The following is a 20372-nucleotide window of genomic DNA, read 5'->3' as shown; positions in this document are numbered from 1 at the left end:
GCCTGCTCGCGATGGGGCCCTCAAGCAGAACCTTTTTTTTGAACAAAACTGAAACCGGTTTCAGAGGTGTAAAACAATGAACAAACCGCCCGTTTCCATCAGCCTTTCCAGCTACGGCGCCGACCTGGTGCGCCAGCAAGGCCAAGGCAGTTTCACCACGCTGCTGGCCGCCGCCGGCGCTTCGCGGATCGAATGGCGCGAGGAACTGCTCACCGATGAACAACCCGCCCGATTGGCCGCGGACGCCCAGGCCCAAGGTCTGCAAAGCATTTTTTCATCCCCCCTCGAGCTGTGGCTGGCCGACCGCGCCAAACCCAATCCCACGCTGTTGCCGGCCTTGCAGCGTGCCGAAGCGTTTGGCTCGAAATGGCTGAAAGTCTCGCTCGGGCATTTCACCGAGGCCCACGACCTTGCCAGCCTGGCGGACATCCTCGCCGCCAGTCCGGTGCAGTTGTTGGTAGAGAACGATCAGACGACGCAGGGCGGCCGGATCGAACCCTTCCAACGATTCTTCGCCGCCACCGAGCGGCAAGGATTACCCATCGGCATGACTTTCGACATTGGTAACTGGCAATGGCAGGAGCAATCGGCGGCCACGGCAGCCCGCAAACTCGGACACCATGTGCGGTATGTGCATTGCAAGGCTGTGGCGCGGCGCAACGACGGCAAGTTGATTGCGGTGCCGCCGGCGTTGACCGATCTGCATCTGTGGGAACAACTGTTCAAGCAGATGCCCTCCGGCGTGATGCGCGCCGCCGAGTACCCGCTGCAAGGCGATGACCTGCTGCAGTTGACCACTGAACACGTCATCACCCTTGCCGGCCTCGGACAAGCCCGTCGGGAGTCTGCTCATGCCTGAATTCGATGTCTTGTCGTTCGGCGAAACCATGGCGATGCTGGTGGCCGACCATTGCGGCGACCTCGCCTGCGTCAATCATTTCAGCAAACGTATCGCCGGGGCCGACAGCAACGTCGCCATCGGCCTGGCGCGGCTGGGCTTCAATGTGGCGTGGTTGAGCCGGGTCGGCGCCGATTCCCTGGGACGCTTTGTCGTGCAGACGCTGGAGCGCGAAGGCCTGGATTGTCGCCACGTGGCGGTCGACCCCGCGCACCCCACCGGATTTCAGTTCAAATCCCGTAGCGACGATGGCAGCGACCCGCAGGTGGAGTATTTCCGTCGCGGCTCGGCGGCCAGCCACCTGTCGATCGACGCCATCGCCCCGGCGCTGCTGGGCGCCCGGCACCTGCACGCCACCGGTATCGTGCCCGCGCTGTCGGTCACGGCCCGGGAGATGTCCCTTGAGTTGATGACCCGCATGCGCGAGGCCGGCCGCAGCCTGTCCTTCGACCCCAATCTGCGACCCAGCCTGTGGTCCAGCGAGCCATTGATGATCCGCGAAGTCAATCGCCTCGCCGCCCTCGCCCACTGGGTCTTGCCCGGGCTCGAAGAAGGCCGGTTGCTGACCGGCTTCGACGACCCGGCCGACATCGCCGCCTTCTATCTGGACCAGGGTGCCAACGTTGTAGTGATCAAGCTCGGCGCCCAAGGCGCCTATTTCCGCACGCCGCAAGGCCAGGGCTTCGTGGCTGGCGTGCCGGTGGCCCGGGTGGTGGACACGGTAGGCGCCGGGGACGGGTTCGCCGTCGGCCTGATCAGTGCACTGCTGGAAGGCCGGGACATCACCGAGGCCGTGCAGCGCGCCAATTGGATTGGTAGTCGCGCGGTACAGAGCCGCGGGGACATGGAGGGATTGCCGACTCGGGCCGAGTTATCGACTGAACTCAACGACGCCAATCGCGAGCAAGCTCGCGCCCACATGGGTGCCGTTGAATCTGTAGGAGCGAGCCGGCTCGCGATAAAGGCCTGAAGCACACCGCAAATACACCTGCTGCGACAAAAACAACAAGCTCAGGAGTCAACGACATGCAAACGCTCAACCTCGCCACCCGCCGCTGGTGGTACATCATGCCCATCGTGTTCATCACCTACAGCCTGGCCTACCTGGACCGGGCCAACTATGGATTCGCCGCTGCCTCGGGCATGGCCAAGGACCTGATGATCACCCCGGGACTGTCTTCACTGCTCGGCGCGCTGTTTTTCCTCGGCTACTTTTTCTTCCAGGTGCCGGGGGCGATCTACGCACAGAAACACAGCGTGAAAAAGCTGATCTTCGTCAGCCTGATCCTCTGGGGCTCGCTGGCGACGTTGACCGGCGTGGTGTCCAACGCCTACTGGCTGATCGTGATCCGCTTCATGCTCGGTGTGGTCGAAGCCGCCGTGATGCCGGCCATGCTGGTGTACCTGTGCCACTGGTTCAGCCGGGCCGAACGCTCGCGCGCCAATACCTTCCTGATCCTCGGCAACCCGGTGACCATGCTGTGGATGTCCGTGGTCTCGGGTTACCTGGTGCAGCGATTCGACTGGCGCTGGATGTTCATCATCGAGGGCCTGCCAGCGGTGCTCTGGGCCTTTGTCTGGTGGCGCCTGGCCGATGATCGCCCGGCCCAGGCCAAGTGGCTCAGCGACCAGGAAAAACATGATCTGGAAAGTGCCTTGGCCGCCGAACAGGTCGGCATCAAGGCGGTGAAGAACTACGCCGAAGCCTTTCGCTCTCCCAAGGTGATCATCCTGGCGTTGCAGTTTTTCTGCTGGAGCATCGGCGTCTACGGGTTTGTGTTGTGGTTGCCGTCGATCCTCAAGGCCGGCCTGCAGATGAACATGGTCGAGGCCGGGTGGCTGTCGTCCTTGCCGTACCTGGCCGCGGTGATCGGCATGCTGGTGGTGTCCTGGGCGTCGGACAAGGCACAGAAGCGCAAGCGTTTCGTCTGGCCGCCGCTGCTGATCGCCTCCATCGCGTTCTACGCCTCCTACCTGCTGGGGGCCGAGCACTTCTGGTGGTCCTATGGCTTGCTGGTGGTCGCCGGCGCCTGCATGTACGCGCCCTACGGTCCGTTCTTCGCCATCGTTCCGGAAATCCTCCCGGCCAATGTCGCCGGCGGCGCCATGGCGTTGATCAACAGCATGGGCGCGCTGGGTTCGTTCGGCGGCTCGTACCTGGTGGGTTACCTCAACGGCACCACCGGCTCCCCTGGCATGTCCTTCCTGCTGATGAGCGGCGCCTTGCTGCTGTCGGTCGTACTGACCCTCGCCCTCAAGCCCGGCGCCAGCGACCGGACCGTCTCCCACCCCGCGACGCCAGACCCGGCGCCCGCCCGTTCCTGAATCGAGACCCATCCATGAAAAAGCACGTGGTGTTGTACAAAGCGCTGTCACCTCAATTGATGGCTCGCCTGCAAGCCCAGGCCCAAGTCACGCTCATCGAACACCTCGATGCCCAGGGCCTGGCACAACTGCGCGACGCCCTGCCCACGGCCCACGGCCTGCTGGGCGCCAGCCTCAAGCTGGATGCGGCGCTGCTGGACCTGGCGCCGAACCTGCAAGCCATCGCCAGCGTCTCGGTGGGGGTCGACAACTACGACATCGACTACCTGACCGAACGCCGGATCCTGCTGACCAATACCCCGGACGTGCTCACCGAAACCACCGCGGACACCGGTTTCGCCCTGATCCTGGCAACCGCCCGGCGCGTGGTGGAACTGGCCAACCTGGTGCGCAGCGGCGGCTGGCAACAGAGCATCGGCCCCCGGCATTTCGGCACCGACGTCCATGGCAAGACCCTGGGCATCATCGGCATGGGGCGCATCGGCGAAGCCTTGGCCCAGCGCGGGCACTTCGGCTTCGGTATGCCGGTGCTCTACCACAGCCATTCGCCCAAGCCCGCGGTCGAGCAGCGTTTCAACGCACGCTATTGCAGCCTCGAAACATTGTTGCAGCAGGCGGACTTCGTTTGCCTGACCTTGCCCTTGACGGCTGAAACCCAAGGGCTGATCGATGCGCAGGCGTTTGCCCGAATGCGTCCCGAGACCCTCTTCATCAACATCTCCCGAGGCAAAGTGGTGGATGAAGCGGCACTGATCGACGCCCTGCGCAACGGCCAGATCCGTGGCGCGGGGCTGGACGTCTTCGAGCACGACCCCTTGAGTGCGGATTCGCCGCTGTTGCAGATGGACAACGTGGTGGCAACGCCCCACATGGGCTCGGCCACCCATGAGACACGGGAGGCGATGGCGCGCTGTGCGGTGGACAACCTGCTGGCGGCATTGGCGGGGGAGCGACCGGCGAATCTGGTGAATGCGGGGGCGTGGGTAGGCTGAGCAATCATCCCAGCACCGCAGCGCTTCTGTGGCGAGGGAGCTTGCTCCCGTTCGGCTGCGCGTAGGAGCTACCGAAGGCTGCGATCTTTTGATCGTTCCCACGCTCCCGCGTGGGAACGCTGCCAGGGACGCTCCGCGTTCCGCTTCTACAAGGTGACGCAGAGCGTCACAGGATGCATTCCCACGCAGAGCGTGGGAACGATCAACTCACGAGACACGGAAAGCGATGGCGCGCTGTGCGGTGGACAACCTGCTGGCGGCATTAGCGGTGAGCGGCCGCCACATCTTCGACGCTGCGCTGTCGCGTAGGGAACTAGAGCGATCTGTTTTTTGATCGTTCCCATGCTCCCGCGTGGGAACGCCACCAAGGACGCTCCGCGTTCCGCTTCTACAAGGTGACGCAGAGCGTCACAGGATGCATTCCCACGCAGAGCGTGGGAACGATCAACTCACGAGACACGGAAAGCGATGGCGCGCTGTGCGGTGGACAACCTGCTGGCGGCATTAGCGGGTGAGCGGCCGCCGCGTCTTCGACGCTGCGCTGTCGCGCAGGGAACTAGAGCGATCTGGTTTTTGATCGTTCCCACGCTCCCGCGTGGGAACGCCGCCAGGGACGCCCCGCGTTCCGCTTCTGCAAGGTGACGCAGAGCGTCACAGGATGCATTCCCACGCAGAGCGTGGGAACGATCAAACAGTCAACTAGATGGAGCCTGAACCATCGCCATCGCGAGCAAGCTCGGCTCCCACAGGTTTTGCGGCTTGCCCAGGATTTAAGGAATGCCACAAGGGCTATGTCGGCTGACGGGTTTCGATGTTGTCCAGTGCACGGTTCGCCAGCAGGCTGCCCAGTTCGATCAGTTGCTGAATGCCCAGGAGGAAATGCCGGCGTGAACCGTCCAGGTCGAAGGCCAGGTCATTGACCATGGCATTGGCCGAAGCCAGGGTTTCGCTGAGGTTGGCAAGCAGGCTTTCGGTGTCGATGTCTTTGTTGACGGTGAAGAGTTGGCCAGACGCAGGTTCTGCTTCGGCTTTGTCCGGTTTGGGGTTCAGGTAATGGTCGAGGACTCGGTCGGTGACTTCGTCGTGTTTTTGGGACTTGGTTTTTGGACGCGGTGACGTTGGATCAGTGTTCGGTGGGTTCGGGGTTACTTTGAACATGAATGAATCTCCAAATCAGAAAAAGGAGACCATCAACCTCGCTACCAAACGAAGGTGGCGGCCATACGCGGGTTGGTAGACCGGTGACTTGGAGAACCGGCGCGTCCGAAGACGCCCTGCGCATGACCGCCATAAAACAGATACCAAAAAGGCCTCTGTTGCAGGGGCTGTGCGACAAGTCAAAAGCCGGGCTACCAAACCCGATCGCTGATTCATCAGCGACCCGGAAACGATAGAATCTGCCTCCCAAGCGCACAAGCCGGCGGATTCTGGCGCAGTTGTAGGCAATGGCGCAAGACAACGTAGCCTGTTCCAGAGCACTCCTACATCCCGATAAACACCCCTTCACTTTGTGAGTGCTTCGCACTGGAGCGCCAGCCCGGTCAAGCGGCAGCAAGCTCCCTCGCCACGGGGCAAGTGCGCCTGTCCGGGTGTGATTCATGGCAAGCAAACCCACCCCACAATCTTTCCAAGCCGATCACAATTCACACGGCCAATCAAAATCCCGTTAGTCGCCACCCCCCGCCATGCATTAAAGTAACGCCCCCAGCCCCGGCATTATCCGAATGCCCTGGGCCACCCTTTCCAGGAACCGTCATCGATGGAACATCGTGAAGCGCTGCTTGCGCTGCGAACCTTTCTTTCAACGCAGATCCTCGGCCAGGAAAAACTCATCGAGCGCCTGCTCATCGCCCTGCTCGCTGATGGCCATATGTTGGTAGAGGGCGCGCCGGGCCTGGCCAAAACCAAGGCCATCAAAGAGTTGGCCGAAGGCGTCGAGGCGCAGTTCCACCGCATCCAGTTCACCCCTGACCTGCTGCCCGCCGACATCACCGGCACGGAAATCTACCGCCCGGAAACCGGCAGCTTCGTGTTCCAACAGGGCCCGATCTTCCACAACCTGGTGTTGGCGGACGAAATCAACCGTGCCCCGGCCAAGGTCCAGTCGGCCTTGCTCGAAGCGATGGCCGAGCGGCAGGTCAGCGTCGGACGTAGTACCTATGAGCTATCGCCGCTGTTCCTGGTCATGGCCACGCAGAACCCGATCGAGCAGGAAGGCACCTATCCGTTGCCCGAAGCCCAGCTCGACCGGTTCCTGATGCACGTCAAGATCGGCTTCCCGGATGCCGCGGTGGAACGCCGCATCCTGCAACAGGCCCGGGGCGAAGCACTGCACGGTGAAACCACGCCGGAGCGGCGGGTGAGCCAGCAGGCGATCTTCTCCGCCCGCAAGGAAATTCTCGGTTTGTACATGGCCGATGCCGTGGAGGAATACCTGGTGCAACTGGTCATGGCGACCCGCACCCCGGCCAAGTTCGACCCGGAGTTGGCCGAGTGGATCGCCTACGGCGCCAGCCCGCGGGGTTCAATTGCCCTGGACCGCTGCGCCCGCGCCCACGCCTGGCTCGCCGGACGGGACTTCGTCAGTCCGGAGGACATCCAGGCCGTGCTGTTCGACGTGTTGCGCCATCGCATCATCCTGTCGTTCGAAGCGGAAGCCGCGGGCATCGATCAGGATCGGGTCGTGCAGCGGATCCTCGACGTCGTCGCTGTCGCTTGAGCATGAGTCATGAATAACCCACTGGCGCCCACACCGGGCATCCGCGTCAGTCTTTCGGAGCTGATCGAGATGCGCCATCGCGTGCGCGAAGTGCAATTGTTCTCGACGCCGGGCCAGCGCAGCCCGCTGATCGGCCTGCACCACTCCAAGCTGCGCGGGCGCGGGGTCGACTTCGATCAGGTGCGGGTCTACCAGGCCGGCGACGATGTGCGCACCATCGACTGGCGCGTCACCGCGCGGACCCAGGAACCCCACACCAAACTGTTCCACGAAGAACGCGAACGGCCGATCTTCATCATGATCGAGCAGAGCCATCGCCTGTTCTTCGGCTCGGGGCAGGTGTTCAAGTCGGTGCTTGCCGCCCAGGCCGCCAGCCTCATCGGCTGGGCCGCGCTGGGGCATAACGACCGGGTGGGCGGGCTGGTGTTCGGCAACAACAGCCATTACGAGGTCAAGCCACGGCGCAGCAAGCAGAGCCTGTTGCAATTGCTCAATCGCCTGGTGCGGGTCAATCAGTCGCTGCACACCGAAAGCGATCCGGACCGCGATTCATTCGGCGTTGCCCTGCGTCGGGGCCGCGAGGTGCTGCGCCCCGGCAGCCTGGTCATTGTCATCTGCGACGAGCGTGCCCTGTCCGACAGCGCCGAGCAGCAGTTGAGCCTGCTGTCCCGGCATTGCGACCTGTTGCTGCTACCGCTGTCGGACCCACTGGACCACGCCCTCCCCGCTGCCGGATTGCTGCGCTTCTCCCAGCGCGGCGCGCAGTTGGAGCTCGACACGTTGAACGTCGAACTGCGCCAGGCCTATCGGGCCCAGGCCGAGGCACGCCAGGCGCGCTGGGAGTGGCTGGCGCAGAAGCTGCGAATCCTGATGCTGCCCCTCAGCACCCAGGGCGACATGGTGGAACAACTGCGCGATTACCTGAATCCCGGCCGCGCGGGGAAAAGCCGATGAGCAGTCTCGATCAGTTGCAGCCACTGATAGCGCCCCCTCCCGTTGGTTTCTGGCCCCCCGCGCCCGGCTGGTGGCTGCTGCTGGTGCTGTTGCCGCTCTTGGGCCTGGGCATGTGGCACCTGCGCCGGTTCCTTCCCGCCAAGCGCACCGCCGCCCGCGCCGAGCAGCCCCTGGACCCGGTGCGCCTGGCCGCCCTGGCCGAACTCGCGCTGCTGCCCAAACCCTATGACGGCGCGCCGGCGGGTGCCTGGCTGCAGCAGCTCAACGGGCTGCTCAAGCGCCTATGCCGCAACCACTATCCCTATAGCCAGAGCCACACCCTCAATGGGCGCAAGTGGCTGGCCTTCCTGGATAACCGCTGCCCGGCGGCCGGCCTGACCCGCTGGATGGTGTTGGTCGAAGGTGCCTACAAACCCGAATGCAAGCTGGATGACAAAGCCATCGCCGGCCTGACCCAAGCCGTTGAAATCTGGATTCGCAAGCATGTTTGAGTTCGCCTGGCCGTGGATCTTTGCTTTGTTGCCGCTGCCCTGGCTGATGCGCCTGGTGTTGCCGGCGGCCGACAGCGGCGAGTCGATGCTCAAGGTCAGTTTCCTGGAGGATCTGGAAGGCCTCGTCGGGCGTCGAGCCCGGACCCACCTGCCAAGCTGGCGGCAACAGGCGCCCTTCATCCTGCTCTGGCTGCTGTTGCTGATTGCCGCCGGCCGCCCGCAATGGCTGGGGGAGCCGCTGCCGATTGCCGCCAGTGGCCGTGACCTGCTGGTGGCGGTGGATGTCTCGGGCTCCATGGACTTTCCCGACATGCAGTGGAAGGACGAAGAAGTCAGCCGCCTGGCGCTGGTCCAGCACATGCTCGGGGACTTTCTCGAAAGCCGCGAAGGCGACCGGGTCGGCTTGATCCTGTTCGGTAGCCAGGCTTATCTGCAGGCGCCGCTGACGTTCGACCGGCGCACGGTACGGCGCTGGCTCGACGAAGCGCGCATCGGCATCGCCGGCAAGAATACCGCCATCGGCGACGCTATCGGCCTGGCCCTCAAGCGCCTGCGTCAGCGCCCGGCCCACAGCCGCGTGCTGATCCTGGTTACCGACGGCGCCAACAACGGTGGCGAGATCGATCCGCTGACCGCCGCCCGGCTGGCTGCCGACGAAGGCGTGAAAATCTACCCCATCGGCATCGGTGCCGATCCGGAACAAAGCGGCACTGCGGGTTTTCTCGGCGTCAATCCGAGCCTGGACCTTGACGAGCCGACACTCAAGGATATCGCCCAGGCCACGGGCGGCCGCTACTTTCGCGCCCAGGACGGCGAGCAATTGCTGGCGATCAAGACCACCCTCGACCAGCTCGAACCGGTGACCCAGCAACCGACCCAGGCCCGGCCCGCCCAGGCGCTCTATCATTGGCCGCTGGCCGTTGCGCTGTTGTTGAGCATGTTACTGGTGGCCCGGGAACGCTGGCCGGACAATCCGTTGCAACGGCTGTTCAGCCAACCGCTGTTCCAACCGACCCACCACGCCGAATGGCGCCAACGTCTCAAGCGCCTGCGTTTGCGGAGGCGTCGATGAGCGCTCTCTGGCCGCACTGGCTGCGCCCCGCGTTCGTGTTGCTGCTGCCCCTGCTGGGCTGGTTGCTCTGGCAACTGTGGCATCGGCAGAAACGCGTGGGCCGCTGGCAGATGATCCTGCCCCCGGCGTTCCACGCCGTGCTGCTCAGTGGCGGCAGCGGCCGGGAAAGCCGGCTGCCCTGGATCGCCCTGGGCCTGGGCTGGTTGCTGATGGTGCTGGCATTGCTGGGGCCAAGCTGGGCGCGGGTCGAACAGACCAGTCAGAAACCCGCCGACCCGTTGGTGGTGGTGCTGGAACTGACTCCGGAGATGCTCGCCACCGACGTTCCCCCTACGCGCCTGGAGCAGGCTCGGCGCAAGCTGCTGGACCTGTTGCATAACCGCAGCGATGCGCAGACGGCGATCATTGTCTATGCCGGCAGTGCCCATACCCTGGTGCCGCTGTCCGACGACCTGTCCACCAGCGCCAACCTGCTCGAAGCCCTGGCGCCCTCGATCATGCCGCAAAGTGGCCATCGCGCCGATCTGGCGATCAACAAGGCCATGGCCCTGCTGGATCAGGGCGGGCTGGGTCACGGTCGGATCCTGTGGATCGGTTCATCGTTGAACGAGCAGGAACGCCAAGGCATCCACCAGGTGCTTGGAGGTTCCGCCACGCGTTTGTTGATGCTGGGCATCGGCACCCGGGAAGGCGCGCCTGTGGCGCAGAACGACGGCAGTTACCTCAAGGATGACCAGGGTGCGATCCTGCTGCCGCGCCTGGACAGCCCGAGCCTCAAATCCTTCGCCAATGAGTTGGACGGTCGGTATCGCCCGGCGCGCCTGGACGACAGCGACCTGAAAGGCCTGGGCCTGCTGGCTGGCCCGCGCCACCTGCGCAGCGACGGCCAGACCCTGCGCCTGGACACCTGGGCCGACCAGGGCTATTGGTTGCTGCTGCCGCTGTTGCTGCTGGCCGCCTGCGCCGGGCGTCGCGGCTGGTTGTTCTGCCTGCCGTTGCTGTTCGCCTTGCCACAGACCGGTCATGCCTTTGAATTCGAGGACCTGTGGTTGCGCCCCGACCAGCAGGGCTTGCACCTGCTCCAGCAGAAACGCCCGGCCGAGGCGGCCGAGCACTTTGAGGACAGCCAATGGCAAGGGGTCGCCTTGTATGAGGCCGGCGCCTATGGCGAGGCCGCCCGACGCTTTGCCGAAGGCAACGACGCCCGTGCGCATTACAATCGGGGCAACGCGTTGGCCAAGAGTGGCGAACTGGAGGCCGCATTGGATGCGTATGAGCAGGCCCTGGAATTGCAACCGGACCTGCGCCCGGCACAAACCAACAAGGCCCTGGTGGAAAGCCTGTTGAAGGAACAGGCAGCGCCACCGGATGAACCCAAGCCAGCCGAAAACGAGACACCTGGCCCCGCCGAGCAATCGCCAAACGCCGGCACCCCGCCCCAGGCTGCGCAGACCGAATCGGCTCCTGCCGAGGCCACCACGGCGCAGGATGAAAACCAGGCGTCCCAGAAGCCTGCGACGGGAGCCCAGGACGTACCAGGCAGCGAGTTGCCCGACGAACAGATCACCACCCCACCGTTGCGCCCCGCCGCCGGCCAGCGCAACGAAGAAGAACAGCACCAGGCGCTGGAGCAATGGCTGCGCCAGATCCCGGACAATCCGGGAGAATTGCTCAGGCGAAAATTCTGGTATGAACAGCAAAGCCATCAGGCCCAGGGAAAAACCCAATGATCCGCTTCACTGCCCAGCTCCTCGCCTTGCTGTTCTGGATCGGCACCGCCCAGGCTGCGCAGTTGACGGCCAGCGTGGATCGCAGCCGCCTGAACTCCGGGGAGACAGTGGAGCTGACCCTGGAATCCAACGATGCCACGCTGTTCGGCAAGCCTGACCTGAGCCCGCTGCAGCCGCTGTTCGATGTGCGCGGCACCCGCCAGGTCAACCAGTTGACCACCCTGGACGGCGAAAACCGCGCCACTACACGCTGGATTGTCACCCTGCTGCCACGCCAGAGCGGCACCGTGGTCATCCCCGCCGTGCATCTGGGCGAAGTGGCCAGCCAGCCGATTACCCTGCAAGTGATCGAGAGCGAAACCCGCAATACAGCCGGGGCCCTGGCACCGATATTCATCGAGGCCAGCCTCGACCAGAGCCATGTGTATGTACAGGCCCAGGCGATCCTGACCCTGCGCATCTACCATTCGGTATCGCTGTACGACGACAGCAGCCTCACGCCCCTGCATATTCCCGATGCGCGCACCGAACAGTTGGGCGAATCCCGCACCTATGAAAAAGTCATCAATGACGTGCGTCACGGCGTGATCGAACTGCGTTACGGCATCTATCCGCAACGTAGCGGCGAACTGACGATCCCGGCCCAGACATTCAGCGCCACCCTGGTCGAACCAGTCGCCCAGGACGCGGCACCGTCGGGGCCAAAGCCCGGCCAGTTGATGCACGTCAGCTCGACACAACTACTGCTGACTGTCGATCCCAAGCCGGCCAGCTACCCGGCCGATGTCCCCTGGCTACCGGCACGCAGCCTGTCCTTGAGCGAGAGCTGGAGCCCGGAACCGACTCACAGCCAGGTCGGCGATTCCCTGACCCGCAGCCTGACCCTTGAAGCCGAAGGCCTCGCCAGTGCCCAACTGCCCCCCCTGCCGGCCACGGAAATCAATGGCCTGCGGCGCTATCCCGACCAGCCGGTGCTGAGCAGTCGCAGCAGCGAACGCGGGCTGGTGGGCAGCCGTGAGGATCGCGAGGCGCTGGTGCCGAACCGCAGCGGCACCATCGAGCTGCCGCCAGTGGAAGTGATCTGGTGGAACACCCTGGAGAATCATCTGGACCGCACCAGCCTCCCGGCGCGAACCCTGCAAGTGGCGAACAACCCGAGTCTGATGGTGGATACGCCAACGGGCACGCCGCAGATCGTGACCACCGTCGACAACGAAACCCTGTGGTACTGGCAATTGAGCTCGTTCCTCCTGGCCTGCACCACACTGCTCGGCTTCGGCCTGTGGTGGCGCGCCCGCTCGCAGCCGGCGATCCTGCGCGCGGCACAGGTCGGACCGAGCCCCCGCACCCTGCTGGACGACCTCAAGCGTACCTGCCTGGCCAACGACCCCCACGCCACCCGCCAGGCACTCGACGCCTGGGCCCGCCAGCAGCCGGAAACCCTGGCCGACATGGCGGCGCGCTTCGTGCCGCTGTCCGACGCCCTGGATGGTCTCAACGGCGCGCTCTACAGCGAAACCGGCCAGCACTGGCAAGGCGAAGACCTGTGGCGCGCCATTCGGGCCATTCCCGCCGCCGAACGCTCCCAGGATCCGTTGGGCGACAGTGGACTACCGCCGCTCTACCCCAAATAACCCCCGGCCTTTGTGGCGAGGGAGCTTGCTCCCGCTGGAGCGCGCAGCGGCCCTGTTCTTGGGGCTGCTGCGCAGCCCAGCGGGAGCAAGCGCCCTCGCCACAGGAAGTTGAACAAGTTCTCTGCCTGGTTTCCCAGTAAACTCTGCACTTTTCCAGCCGCCCTCTTCACCCGCGGCCATCATCTGTTTTCTGGAGTTTGCCTTGCGTCTGTTCCACACCTCTGACTGGCACCTGGGGCAAAACCTGCACGGCCAGGAACGCGATTTCGAGCACGCGTGCTTCCTCGAGTGGCTGCTGCGCCAATTGACCAGCGAGAAGCCCGATGCGCTGCTGATCGCCGGTGATATCTTCGACACGGTCAATCCACCGGTCAAAGCCCAGGAGCGGCTGTACGATTTCATCGTCAGCGCCCACGAACAGCATCCCAACCTGACCATCGTGATGATCGCCGGCAACCACGACTCCGGTTCGCGGATCGAGTTGCCCGCGCCGCTGATGCGACGGCTGCGTACCCACGCCCTCGGCCGAGTGTTGTGGCTGGACGACGGACAACTGGACGTCGAACGCCTGCTGCTGCCGTTGCCCGACGCCAAGGGCAAGACCAGGGCCTGGTGCCTGGCCCTGCCGTTCCTGCGTCCCGCCGAAGTAACCGGCGCGCAACTGGGCGATGACTACCTGCGGGGCATCGGCCAGGTCCACGAATGGCTGATCGCCGCCGCCAACGGCAAGCGCAAGAAGGGTCAGGCATTGATCGCCATCAGCCATGCGCACATGGCCGGCGGTTCGGTATCCGAGGACTCGGAGCGCAGCCTGATCATCGGCAATGCCGAAGCCCTGCCCGCCAGTCTCTTCGGTCCGAGCATCAGTTACGTCGCCCTAGGCCACCTGCACAAGCCGCAAAAGGTCAACGGCGAAGAACGCATTCGCTACAGCGGCTCTCCGATTCCCCTGTCGTTCTCGGAAATCGGTTATCGGCATCAGATCCTCGACGTCACCCTGGACGGCGACACCCTGGTCAAGGTCGAGCCACGACTGATTCCCCGGGCCGTCAACCTGCAGCGCCTGGGCCCGGCGCCGCTGGCCGAGATCCTCGGACAACTCAAGGAACTGCCGGACATCGACCTGCTGGCCGACGTCCAGCGGCAACCCTGGCTGGAAGTGCGGGTGCGTCTCGACGAGCCCCAGCCGGACCTGCGCAACCAGGTGGAAACCGCACTGCAGGGCAAGGCTGTGAGACTGGTGCGGATCGCCGCCGAATACGCCGGCCGCGGCAATGCAACGGGTGCCGATGACGACACAGCCTTGATCGAACTGGATCAACTCAGCCCGCAGGAACTGTTCAGCCGCGCCTGGCAGGACACCTACGGCAACGAAGTGGACGAACAGACCCTCAAGGATTTCGCCGTGCTATTGCAAGACGTCCAGATGGAGAACGAGCAGCCATGAAAATCCTCGCGATCCGCCTCAAGAACCTCGCCTCCCTGGCAGGTCCTTTCGACATCGACTTCACCGCCGAGCCCCTGGCCAGCACCGGTCTGTTCGCCATTACCGGCCCCACCGGCGCCGGCAAAAGCACCTTGCTCGACGCTCTGTGCCTGGCGTTGTTCGGTACCGTGCCGCGCCTCAACAACACCGGACGCGATGCCAAGGTGCCGGACGCCGACGGTGAAATCGCCACCGGTGACCCGCGCACGTTGTTGCGCCGTGGCACTGGCGAAGGCTACGCGGAGGTGGATTTCCGCGGCATCGACGGGCGCCGTTATCGCGCCCGCTGGGAAGCCAATCGTGCCCGGGAAAAGGCCGGCGGCAAGTTGCAGGCCAGTCGCCAAAGCCTGCGGGACCTGGACAATGACCAACTGCTGGCAAGTCAGAAAGGCGAGTACAAGGCTCAGCTCGAAGCGGCGCTGGGCTTGAACTTCGAGCAGTTCACCCGCGCCGTGTTGTTGGCCCAGAGTGAGTTCAGCGCATTCCTCAAGGCCGATGACAACGACCGCAGCGAACTGCTGGAAAAACTCACCGACACCGCCCTGTACACCCGCCTCGGGCGCCGCGCATTCGACAAAGCCAAGCAGGCCAAGGAAAGCCACAAGCAGTTGCAGGACCGGGCCACCGGCGTCACGCCGCTGCCCCCCGAGGCCCGGGCCGAGTTGGACGCGCGCTTCGACGAAGCCCAGCAACAGCTCAAGGCCCAACAGGCACAACTCAAGCAGCTGGAGCTGCAACACACCTGGCTCAAGGACCTGCGCCAGTTGCAGGATGAGCACGCTAGCGCTGCCGAACAACTGCAACAGGCCGAGGCCGACTGGAACGCCCTGGCGGACGAGTGCCTGAAGCTGACCCGCCTGGAGCAACTGGCTCCCCAGCGTCATCAGTTCATTCGCCAGGCGGAACTGAGCCAGCTCCTGGCACCGCTGACGATCCAGATCCAGCAACTCGACCAGCAGCAGATCGACTTGAATGAACAACAGGCGCAACTGGAAAAAGGCCTGGCCGCAGCACAACAGGCACTGGTCGCCGCCCGTCAAGAAAGCACCGCCAACGCGCCGTTGCTGCGCCAGGCCTTTGACCAACAGAACACCCTCGCCCGGCTGATCACGGAAACCAATCAGGCCGCCGAGCGCCAGACGCAGACACAACTGGCCTGCACGGAGGGTCAACGTACCGTCGAGGCCTTGCTCGAACAGCAAAACCAAGTAGCCGCGCGCCTGCAGCGCATCGCCAGCGAGCTTGAGCAAAGCAGCCATCTCGCGCCGCTGAGCGACGCCTGGAAAGCCTACCGTGATCGCCTGCAACAGTTGATGCTGATCGGCAATCGCTTGAACAAGGGCCAGGCTGAACTCGCGGCGCTGCAAGCCAGCGCCACCCGCGCAGCCGAGGAACTGGTGGCCCGTCGGCAAGAGCTCGAAGTGCTGTACAAGGAGGCCGGCGCCGAACCCGAAGCCGTCGCCGAACAGATCCAATTGCTCGGCAATTTGCTGCAAGACAATCGCAAACAACAACGAGCCTTCGAGGACCTCACGCGGTTATGGGCCAGCCTGCAAGAGCTGGACAAACGCGGCGCCGAGCTTGAACAACGCCAGCAACAGGCGCTACAGGAACGCGACCGACTGGTGCGCGAAGGCGGCGAAGCGAAGGCCGAGTTGGCGGTTGCCGAACAGACCCTGAGCGTGACTCGCGAACTGCTGGAGCGCCAACGACTGGCCCGCAGCGAAAGCGTCGAGCAGTTGCGCGCGCAACTGCAGGACGAGCAGCCTTGCCCGGTGTGCGGCAGCGTCGAGCATCCTTATCATCAGCCTGAAGCACTGCTGCAAAGCCTCGGTCGCCACGATGAAAACGAAGAAGCCAACGCGCGTAAAGCCGTCGACCAGCTCAATGAAAAAGTCATCGACCTACGTGCGCAATACAGCGGGGTCATGGCCCAACTCAAGGAGTTGAAACAGCAGCAGGAACAACTGGTGGCCCAGCAACAGGATCTGGCCCCCAGCCTCGAAGCCCACCCGCTGTCCGTGCAACTGCTGGCCCAGGACACCGTCAAGCGCGACGCCTGGCTGGCCCAGCAGAACGCCCAACTGCACCAACGCATTACCCAGGACGAACAACGACAAGCCGTCCTGCTGACTCTGCAACAGGACGCCGCCCGTCTGTCCCAGCATCTGCGCCATGCTGAAACGGCGAGCCAACAGGCATCACAGCACCTGAGCAATCAGCAGCAGGAACTGGACCGGGATCGCCAGCGCCTGGACGACGAACTGAGCCATTTCAGTAACCTGTTGCCGACAGACACTTTGCAAGCCCTGCGCACCGAGCCCGCCGCGACCTTCATGCAGCTCGACCGGCAAATAGCCCAACGCCTGGAGCAGCTGGAACAGCAGCGCGACGAACTCAGCGAACAGCTTCAGCGTCAGCAGACCCTGGAAAAGGAGCAGGATCGCCAACAGACCCGCGTCCAGCAACTGGAATCGGCGCAACAGCAACTCAAGGGCCTGACCGAACAACAACAGACCTGCCAGCAGGCACTCAGACAATTACTCGGTGACCACAGCAGCGCCGAACAATGGCAGCTACAACTCGACCAGGCGCTGGAACAGGCGCGCACCGCCGAGGCGGCGGCCAATCAGCACTTGCACGAATTACGCAACAGCCTGGTGCAACTGGCCGCCGAACTCAAAGCCCGACAGGAGCAGGCACAGTCCCTGGACGCAGAACATCAGGCGCTGGCGGCCGGTATCGCTCAATGGCGTGCGTCCCATCCTGAACTGGACGATGTAGCCCTCGAAGCCTTGCTCGCCTTCGATGAGCAACAGGTCGGCCAACTGCGCCAGCGCTTGCTCAACAGTGAGAAGGCCATCGAACAGGCCCGCGTACTGTTGATCGAGCGGGAACAGCGGCTGCAGAATCATCAGGCCCAGCACAACGGCAACCTGTCTCCTGAACAGCTGGCCGACACCCTCACCCAACTGCAGCAGCAATTTTCCACCAGCGAACAACGTTGCGCCGAACTGCGCGCCGAACAGGCTGAAGACCAGCGCCGCCAAAGCGCCAACCAGGCACTGGCCCTGCAGATCGAGCAGGCCTATGCCGAGTATCAGCGCTGGGCCCGGCTGGATGCGCTGATCGGCTCGGCCACCGGGGACCGCTTCCGTAAACTGGCCCAGGCCTACAACCTCGACTTGCTGGTGCATCACGCCAACGTCCAGTTGCGGCAACTGGTGCGTCGCTACCGGCTCAAGCGCGGCGGCAGCATGCTCGGGCTCCTGGTGCTGGATATGGAAATGGGCGATGAATTGCGTTCGGTGCATTCATTGTCGGGGGGCGAAACCTTCCTGGTCTCCCTCGCCCTGGCGCTGGGCCTGGCCTCGATGGCTTCCAGCACTCTGAGGATCGAGTCGCTGTTCATCGACGAAGGTTTCGGCAGCCTCGACCCCGAGTCGCTGCAACTGGCGATGGACGCCCTCGACGGCTTGCAGGCTCAAGGCCGCAAGGTCGCGGTGATTTCCCATGTGCAGGAAATGCACGAACGGATCCCCGTGCAGATCCAGGTGCATCGCCAGGGGAATGGGTTGAGTACGGTGGAGGTCAAGTAGGACTGCTGAACACCTGTGGACCTTGTGGGAGCGAGCCTGCTCTGTCCCACAAGGATTGTGGCTTGACCGACTCAATCAGTCTTGCAGCAAGCTCAGTAATCGCTCACGCGCCGCTTCCGGCTCGCCTGGCACGGGCTGGGCAGCCGAAACAATCGGGGCGGAATAGAGAAACAGCAGCATCATTGCCAGACGCATCGCCATGGTGTCGATCCTTATGGAAGAAGGAGTCAATTTTTCAGCGTCAAATTTAAACACATGGCTATGTGATATTACAGCGGATTCTTCAGAACGGACTGAAGCGATTGGGGAACATGACGAAGCCTGCGATCTTTTCTCTCAATGCGAAGACGAAAAGATCGCAGGCTTCAATCGTTACTATGCGCTCAGTGCTGGGTCTTGTGATCCAGTGCAGCGTAGAAGTTGGCGCTCTGTTGCAGGTATTTCTCGGTGTAGCTCTGGGTACGATTCTTCTTGTCGCTGATCTCGATGCTGGCATTGGCCGGCAGCGCCACGGTGGCAGAGATGGCGGATGCGGCGATGATGGAGAAGAGGTTCAGGTTCATGGCGGTATTCCTCGGATTCAGTTGGCTGTCTTGCCCGGTTGGGCCGTGAAGCAAACTTACGCGCCGAGGCGCCTCGTCTAGAAATGCTTTGCAATGCTAGCGAATATCAGTCCCGTTGATATAACCGCGCAGGCCCCGAACAACGGGGCCTGTCCCTTATCGAGGCTGGATGAACTTCATATCGCTTGGCGCATCCATCGGCAGTTTCTGCACCGATTTACCCAGCAGACCGGTCTTTGGATCGCGTGCGAATACCACGATCTGATTGCTCTTCTGGTTCGCGACCAACAGGAATTTCCCGCTCGGATCGAGGCTGAACTCCCGCGGATGATCGCCCTCGACGGAGTGGCGTTGCAGTTCTTTCAGCGTGCCGGCCACCGGATCGATGGCGAAGACCAGCACTTCGTTGCTGGTGCCGCGGTTGCTGACATACAGGAACCTGCCATCCTTCGAAGCGTGCAAGGCCGCAGCGGCCCTTGCCGGCTGGGGCTTGCCGGCCGCCAGGTCAACCAGTTGGCGCTGGACCAGGCGACCGTCCTGGTAATCGAACACCGCCACTTGCGCAGTCATTTCCAGGGTCAGCCAGGCGTGCTTGCCGTCGGCACTGAACAGCAGGTGACGCGGTCCGCTGCCGGGCGGCAGTTGCACGAATGCCGGGTCGGCAGCAGTCAGCGGCAGCTCGGGATTGGCCTTGGGGTCGTAGCGATAGACGAACACCTTGTCCGCCCCCAAGTCGTTGGCGAACACGTACTTGCCGTCGGGCGACGACACGGCCGAATGCACATGGGCCGACATCTGCCGTTCGGGGTTGACCCGGCTTGGCTGGTGACTGCTCAACTGCACGACGGGTGCCAGCTTGCCATCGGCCCCCACGGGCAACACCGCAAGCGTACCGCCCGGATCCTCCACCACGGAATAGTTGCTGACCAGCAGATGCTGGCCATCGCCGCTGAGGCTGGAGTGAGTCGGCTCATTGCCCAGGGTCTGCACCTGGTTGATCAGGCTCAGTGCGTGGGTCGTCGGGTCGATGGCATAACTGCTGACCTTGCCCACCGGATCCTTCTGCCCCGGCCCATTCTCGTTGACCACGAACAGGCGGCTCATGTCCGCAGACAGAGTCAGCCACGAAGGGTTGTCGGTCTTGATCACCTGCAAAGGCTTGGCATCGAGTTGGCCGGTGCGGCTATCGAACTGCAGCCGGTAGACACCCTGACTCTGGCCCGCCGTATAGGAGCCCACCAGCAATTGATAGGACTCATTGGCGCTGGCCTGCATGGCCATGGCGCCCACACTGCCGGCCATCAACAATGGCCAGAGGTTACGCATCTTCATGTTCGTCATCCTCCTCGTTGTGGCCCCTGATCGCTTCCACGCACTCCAGGTGGTGGTCGCCCGAATCGCTGGAAATGATCCAGTGTTTCGAAGCCGGATCGAACGTCGCGGCCTGCATCTGCGCGGGCGTAAAGCGCCAACGCGCGAGTGTGCGGCCGTTCATGCACTCGACGTGCAACTGTTCCTGTTCGTCGAGGGAAAAATCAAAGGCGTGCAGCCCGTCGATGATCAGCATGTCGCAGGCTTCGAGCGCGTGCAGCAGGGTGTCGGTTACGGCAGTCATGGGAATCGGTCGGTCGCTGGGAAAGTGAGCATGATAGCTCAATGTCCGGGTTGGCCGCGGGACTCATGTCCACCACCAATCCCCTGTGGGAGCCGGGCTTGCCCGCGATGGCGGCGGCACAGCCAACATCATTGCAAGCTGACCCACCGCCTTCGCGAGCAAGCCCGCTCCCACAGGGTCCGTGTACACCATAGATCCATGTGGGAGATTCTATGGTGCAGGGCTAGCCCCTAAATGCCTTTTGGTAAATATTCGCTCTGGTTCTTCAACAGAGCGAATACCACTCGGGCAAGC

General features: G+C 63.4%; 17 protein-coding genes and 1 pseudogene. 13 read left to right on the top strand and 5 right to left on the bottom strand.

Annotated features, from left to right (window positions below):
• Window positions 1–76: 76 nt before the first annotated feature.
• The 5 genes and pseudogenes from FBY02_RS26005 to FBY02_RS28890 form a co-directional block, all read left to right on the top strand.
• Entirely contained in the window at window positions 77–859 is a 783-nt protein-coding gene (locus FBY02_RS26005; protein ID WP_144931128.1) for a sugar phosphate isomerase/epimerase, read from the top strand.
• Entirely contained in the window at window positions 852–1868 is a 1017-nt protein-coding gene (locus tag FBY02_RS26000) for a sugar kinase (RefSeq protein WP_144931126.1), read from the top strand. The genes FBY02_RS26005 and FBY02_RS26000 overlap by 8 nt, the downstream gene beginning before the upstream one ends.
• 56 nt (window positions 1869–1924) lie before the next feature.
• The gene (locus FBY02_RS25995) at window positions 1925–3223 is read left to right on the top strand and encodes an MFS transporter (protein ID WP_144931124.1); all 1299 of its coding nucleotides are present in this window, start codon (window positions 1925–1927) and stop codon (window positions 3221–3223) included.
• 14 nt (window positions 3224–3237) lie between these two features.
• Entirely contained in the window at window positions 3238–4215 is a 978-nt protein-coding gene (locus FBY02_RS25990; protein ID WP_144931122.1) for a D-glycerate dehydrogenase, read from the top strand.
• A gap of 444 nt (window positions 4216–4659) precedes the next feature.
• Window positions 4660–4857, top strand: a pseudogene (locus FBY02_RS28890) (hypothetical protein); the annotation flags it as partial.
• Between the two features lie 147 nt (window positions 4858–5004).
• Here the strand turns inward: FBY02_RS28890 and FBY02_RS25985 are convergent.
• Window positions 5005–5373 (bottom strand): DUF6124 family protein, encoded by a 369-nt coding sequence (locus FBY02_RS25985; protein ID WP_144931120.1) that lies wholly within the window; start codon window positions 5371–5373, stop codon window positions 5005–5007.
• Window positions 5374–5974: 601 nt separating this feature from the next.
• Between FBY02_RS25985 and FBY02_RS25980 the strand changes: the two genes are divergently transcribed.
• The 8 genes from FBY02_RS25980 to FBY02_RS25945 all read left to right on the top strand — a co-directional run bounded on the left by FBY02_RS25980 (window position 5975) and on the right by FBY02_RS25945 (window position 17900).
• Window positions 5975–6934: a MoxR family ATPase gene (locus FBY02_RS25980; RefSeq protein ID WP_024779683.1), complete on the top strand. Its 960-nt coding sequence runs from the start codon at window positions 5975–5977 to the stop codon at window positions 6932–6934.
• Window positions 6935–6943: 9 nt separating this feature from the next.
• Window positions 6944–7888 carry a DUF58 domain-containing protein gene (locus FBY02_RS25975; RefSeq protein ID WP_144931118.1) on the top strand — a complete coding sequence of 315 codons (945 nt, stop codon included), beginning with the start codon at window positions 6944–6946 and terminating at the stop codon, window positions 7886–7888.
• Complete coding sequence (locus FBY02_RS25970; protein WP_144931116.1) at window positions 7885–8379, top strand: DUF4381 domain-containing protein; 495 nt, start codon at window positions 7885–7887, stop codon at window positions 8377–8379. Before FBY02_RS25975 ends, FBY02_RS25970 begins: the two co-directional genes overlap by 4 nt.
• Window positions 8372–9451: a VWA domain-containing protein gene (locus FBY02_RS25965; protein ID WP_144931113.1), complete on the top strand. Its 1080-nt coding sequence runs from the start codon at window positions 8372–8374 to the stop codon at window positions 9449–9451. Before FBY02_RS25970 ends, FBY02_RS25965 begins: the two co-directional genes overlap by 8 nt.
• On the top strand, window positions 9448–11181 hold the full coding sequence (locus FBY02_RS25960) for a VWA domain-containing protein (RefSeq protein ID WP_144931111.1): 1734 nt from the start codon (window positions 9448–9450) through the stop codon (window positions 11179–11181). The genes FBY02_RS25965 and FBY02_RS25960 overlap by 4 nt, the downstream gene beginning before the upstream one ends.
• Window positions 11178–12815, top strand: a complete 1638-nt coding sequence (locus FBY02_RS25955; protein ID WP_144931110.1) for a BatD family protein — start codon at window positions 11178–11180, stop codon at window positions 12813–12815. The genes FBY02_RS25960 and FBY02_RS25955 overlap by 4 nt, the downstream gene beginning before the upstream one ends.
• Window positions 12816–13017: 202 nt before the next feature.
• On the top strand, window positions 13018–14262 hold the full coding sequence (locus FBY02_RS25950; RefSeq protein ID WP_144931108.1) for an exonuclease SbcCD subunit D C-terminal domain-containing protein: 1245 nt from the start codon (window positions 13018–13020) through the stop codon (window positions 14260–14262).
• Window positions 14259–17900, top strand: coding sequence for an AAA family ATPase (locus FBY02_RS25945; RefSeq protein WP_144931106.1), 3642 nt, complete (start codon window positions 14259–14261; stop codon window positions 17898–17900). Before FBY02_RS25950 ends, FBY02_RS25945 begins: the two co-directional genes overlap by 4 nt.
• Window positions 17901–17975: 75 nt before the next feature.
• On the opposite strand, the gene FBY02_RS28500 is transcribed toward FBY02_RS25945, so the two are convergent.
• The 4 genes from FBY02_RS28500 to FBY02_RS25930 form a co-directional block, all read right to left on the bottom strand.
• Entirely contained in the window at window positions 17976–18101 is a 126-nt protein-coding gene (locus FBY02_RS28500) for a hypothetical protein (protein WP_256662564.1), read from the bottom strand.
• Between the two features lie 182 nt (window positions 18102–18283).
• Window positions 18284–18463: a hypothetical protein gene (locus FBY02_RS25940; protein ID WP_024779691.1), complete on the bottom strand. Its 180-nt coding sequence runs from the start codon at window positions 18461–18463 to the stop codon at window positions 18284–18286.
• Window positions 18464–18619: 156 nt separating this feature from the next.
• Window positions 18620–19795, bottom strand: coding sequence for a lactonase family protein (locus FBY02_RS25935; RefSeq protein WP_144931104.1), 1176 nt, complete (start codon window positions 19793–19795; stop codon window positions 18620–18622).
• Window positions 19782–20078 (bottom strand): DUF5629 family protein, encoded by a 297-nt coding sequence (locus FBY02_RS25930; protein ID WP_178115386.1) that lies wholly within the window; start codon window positions 20076–20078, stop codon window positions 19782–19784. Before FBY02_RS25930 ends, FBY02_RS25935 begins: the two co-directional genes overlap by 14 nt.
• Window positions 20079–20372 lie beyond the last annotated feature (294 nt).

It is taken from the genome of Pseudomonas sp. SJZ078 (assembly GCF_007828255.1).
In the GTDB taxonomy this organism is placed as follows: Bacteria; Pseudomonadota; Gammaproteobacteria; order Pseudomonadales; family Pseudomonadaceae; genus Aquipseudomonas.
This window is presented reverse-complemented; position numbering and strand designations above follow the sequence as displayed.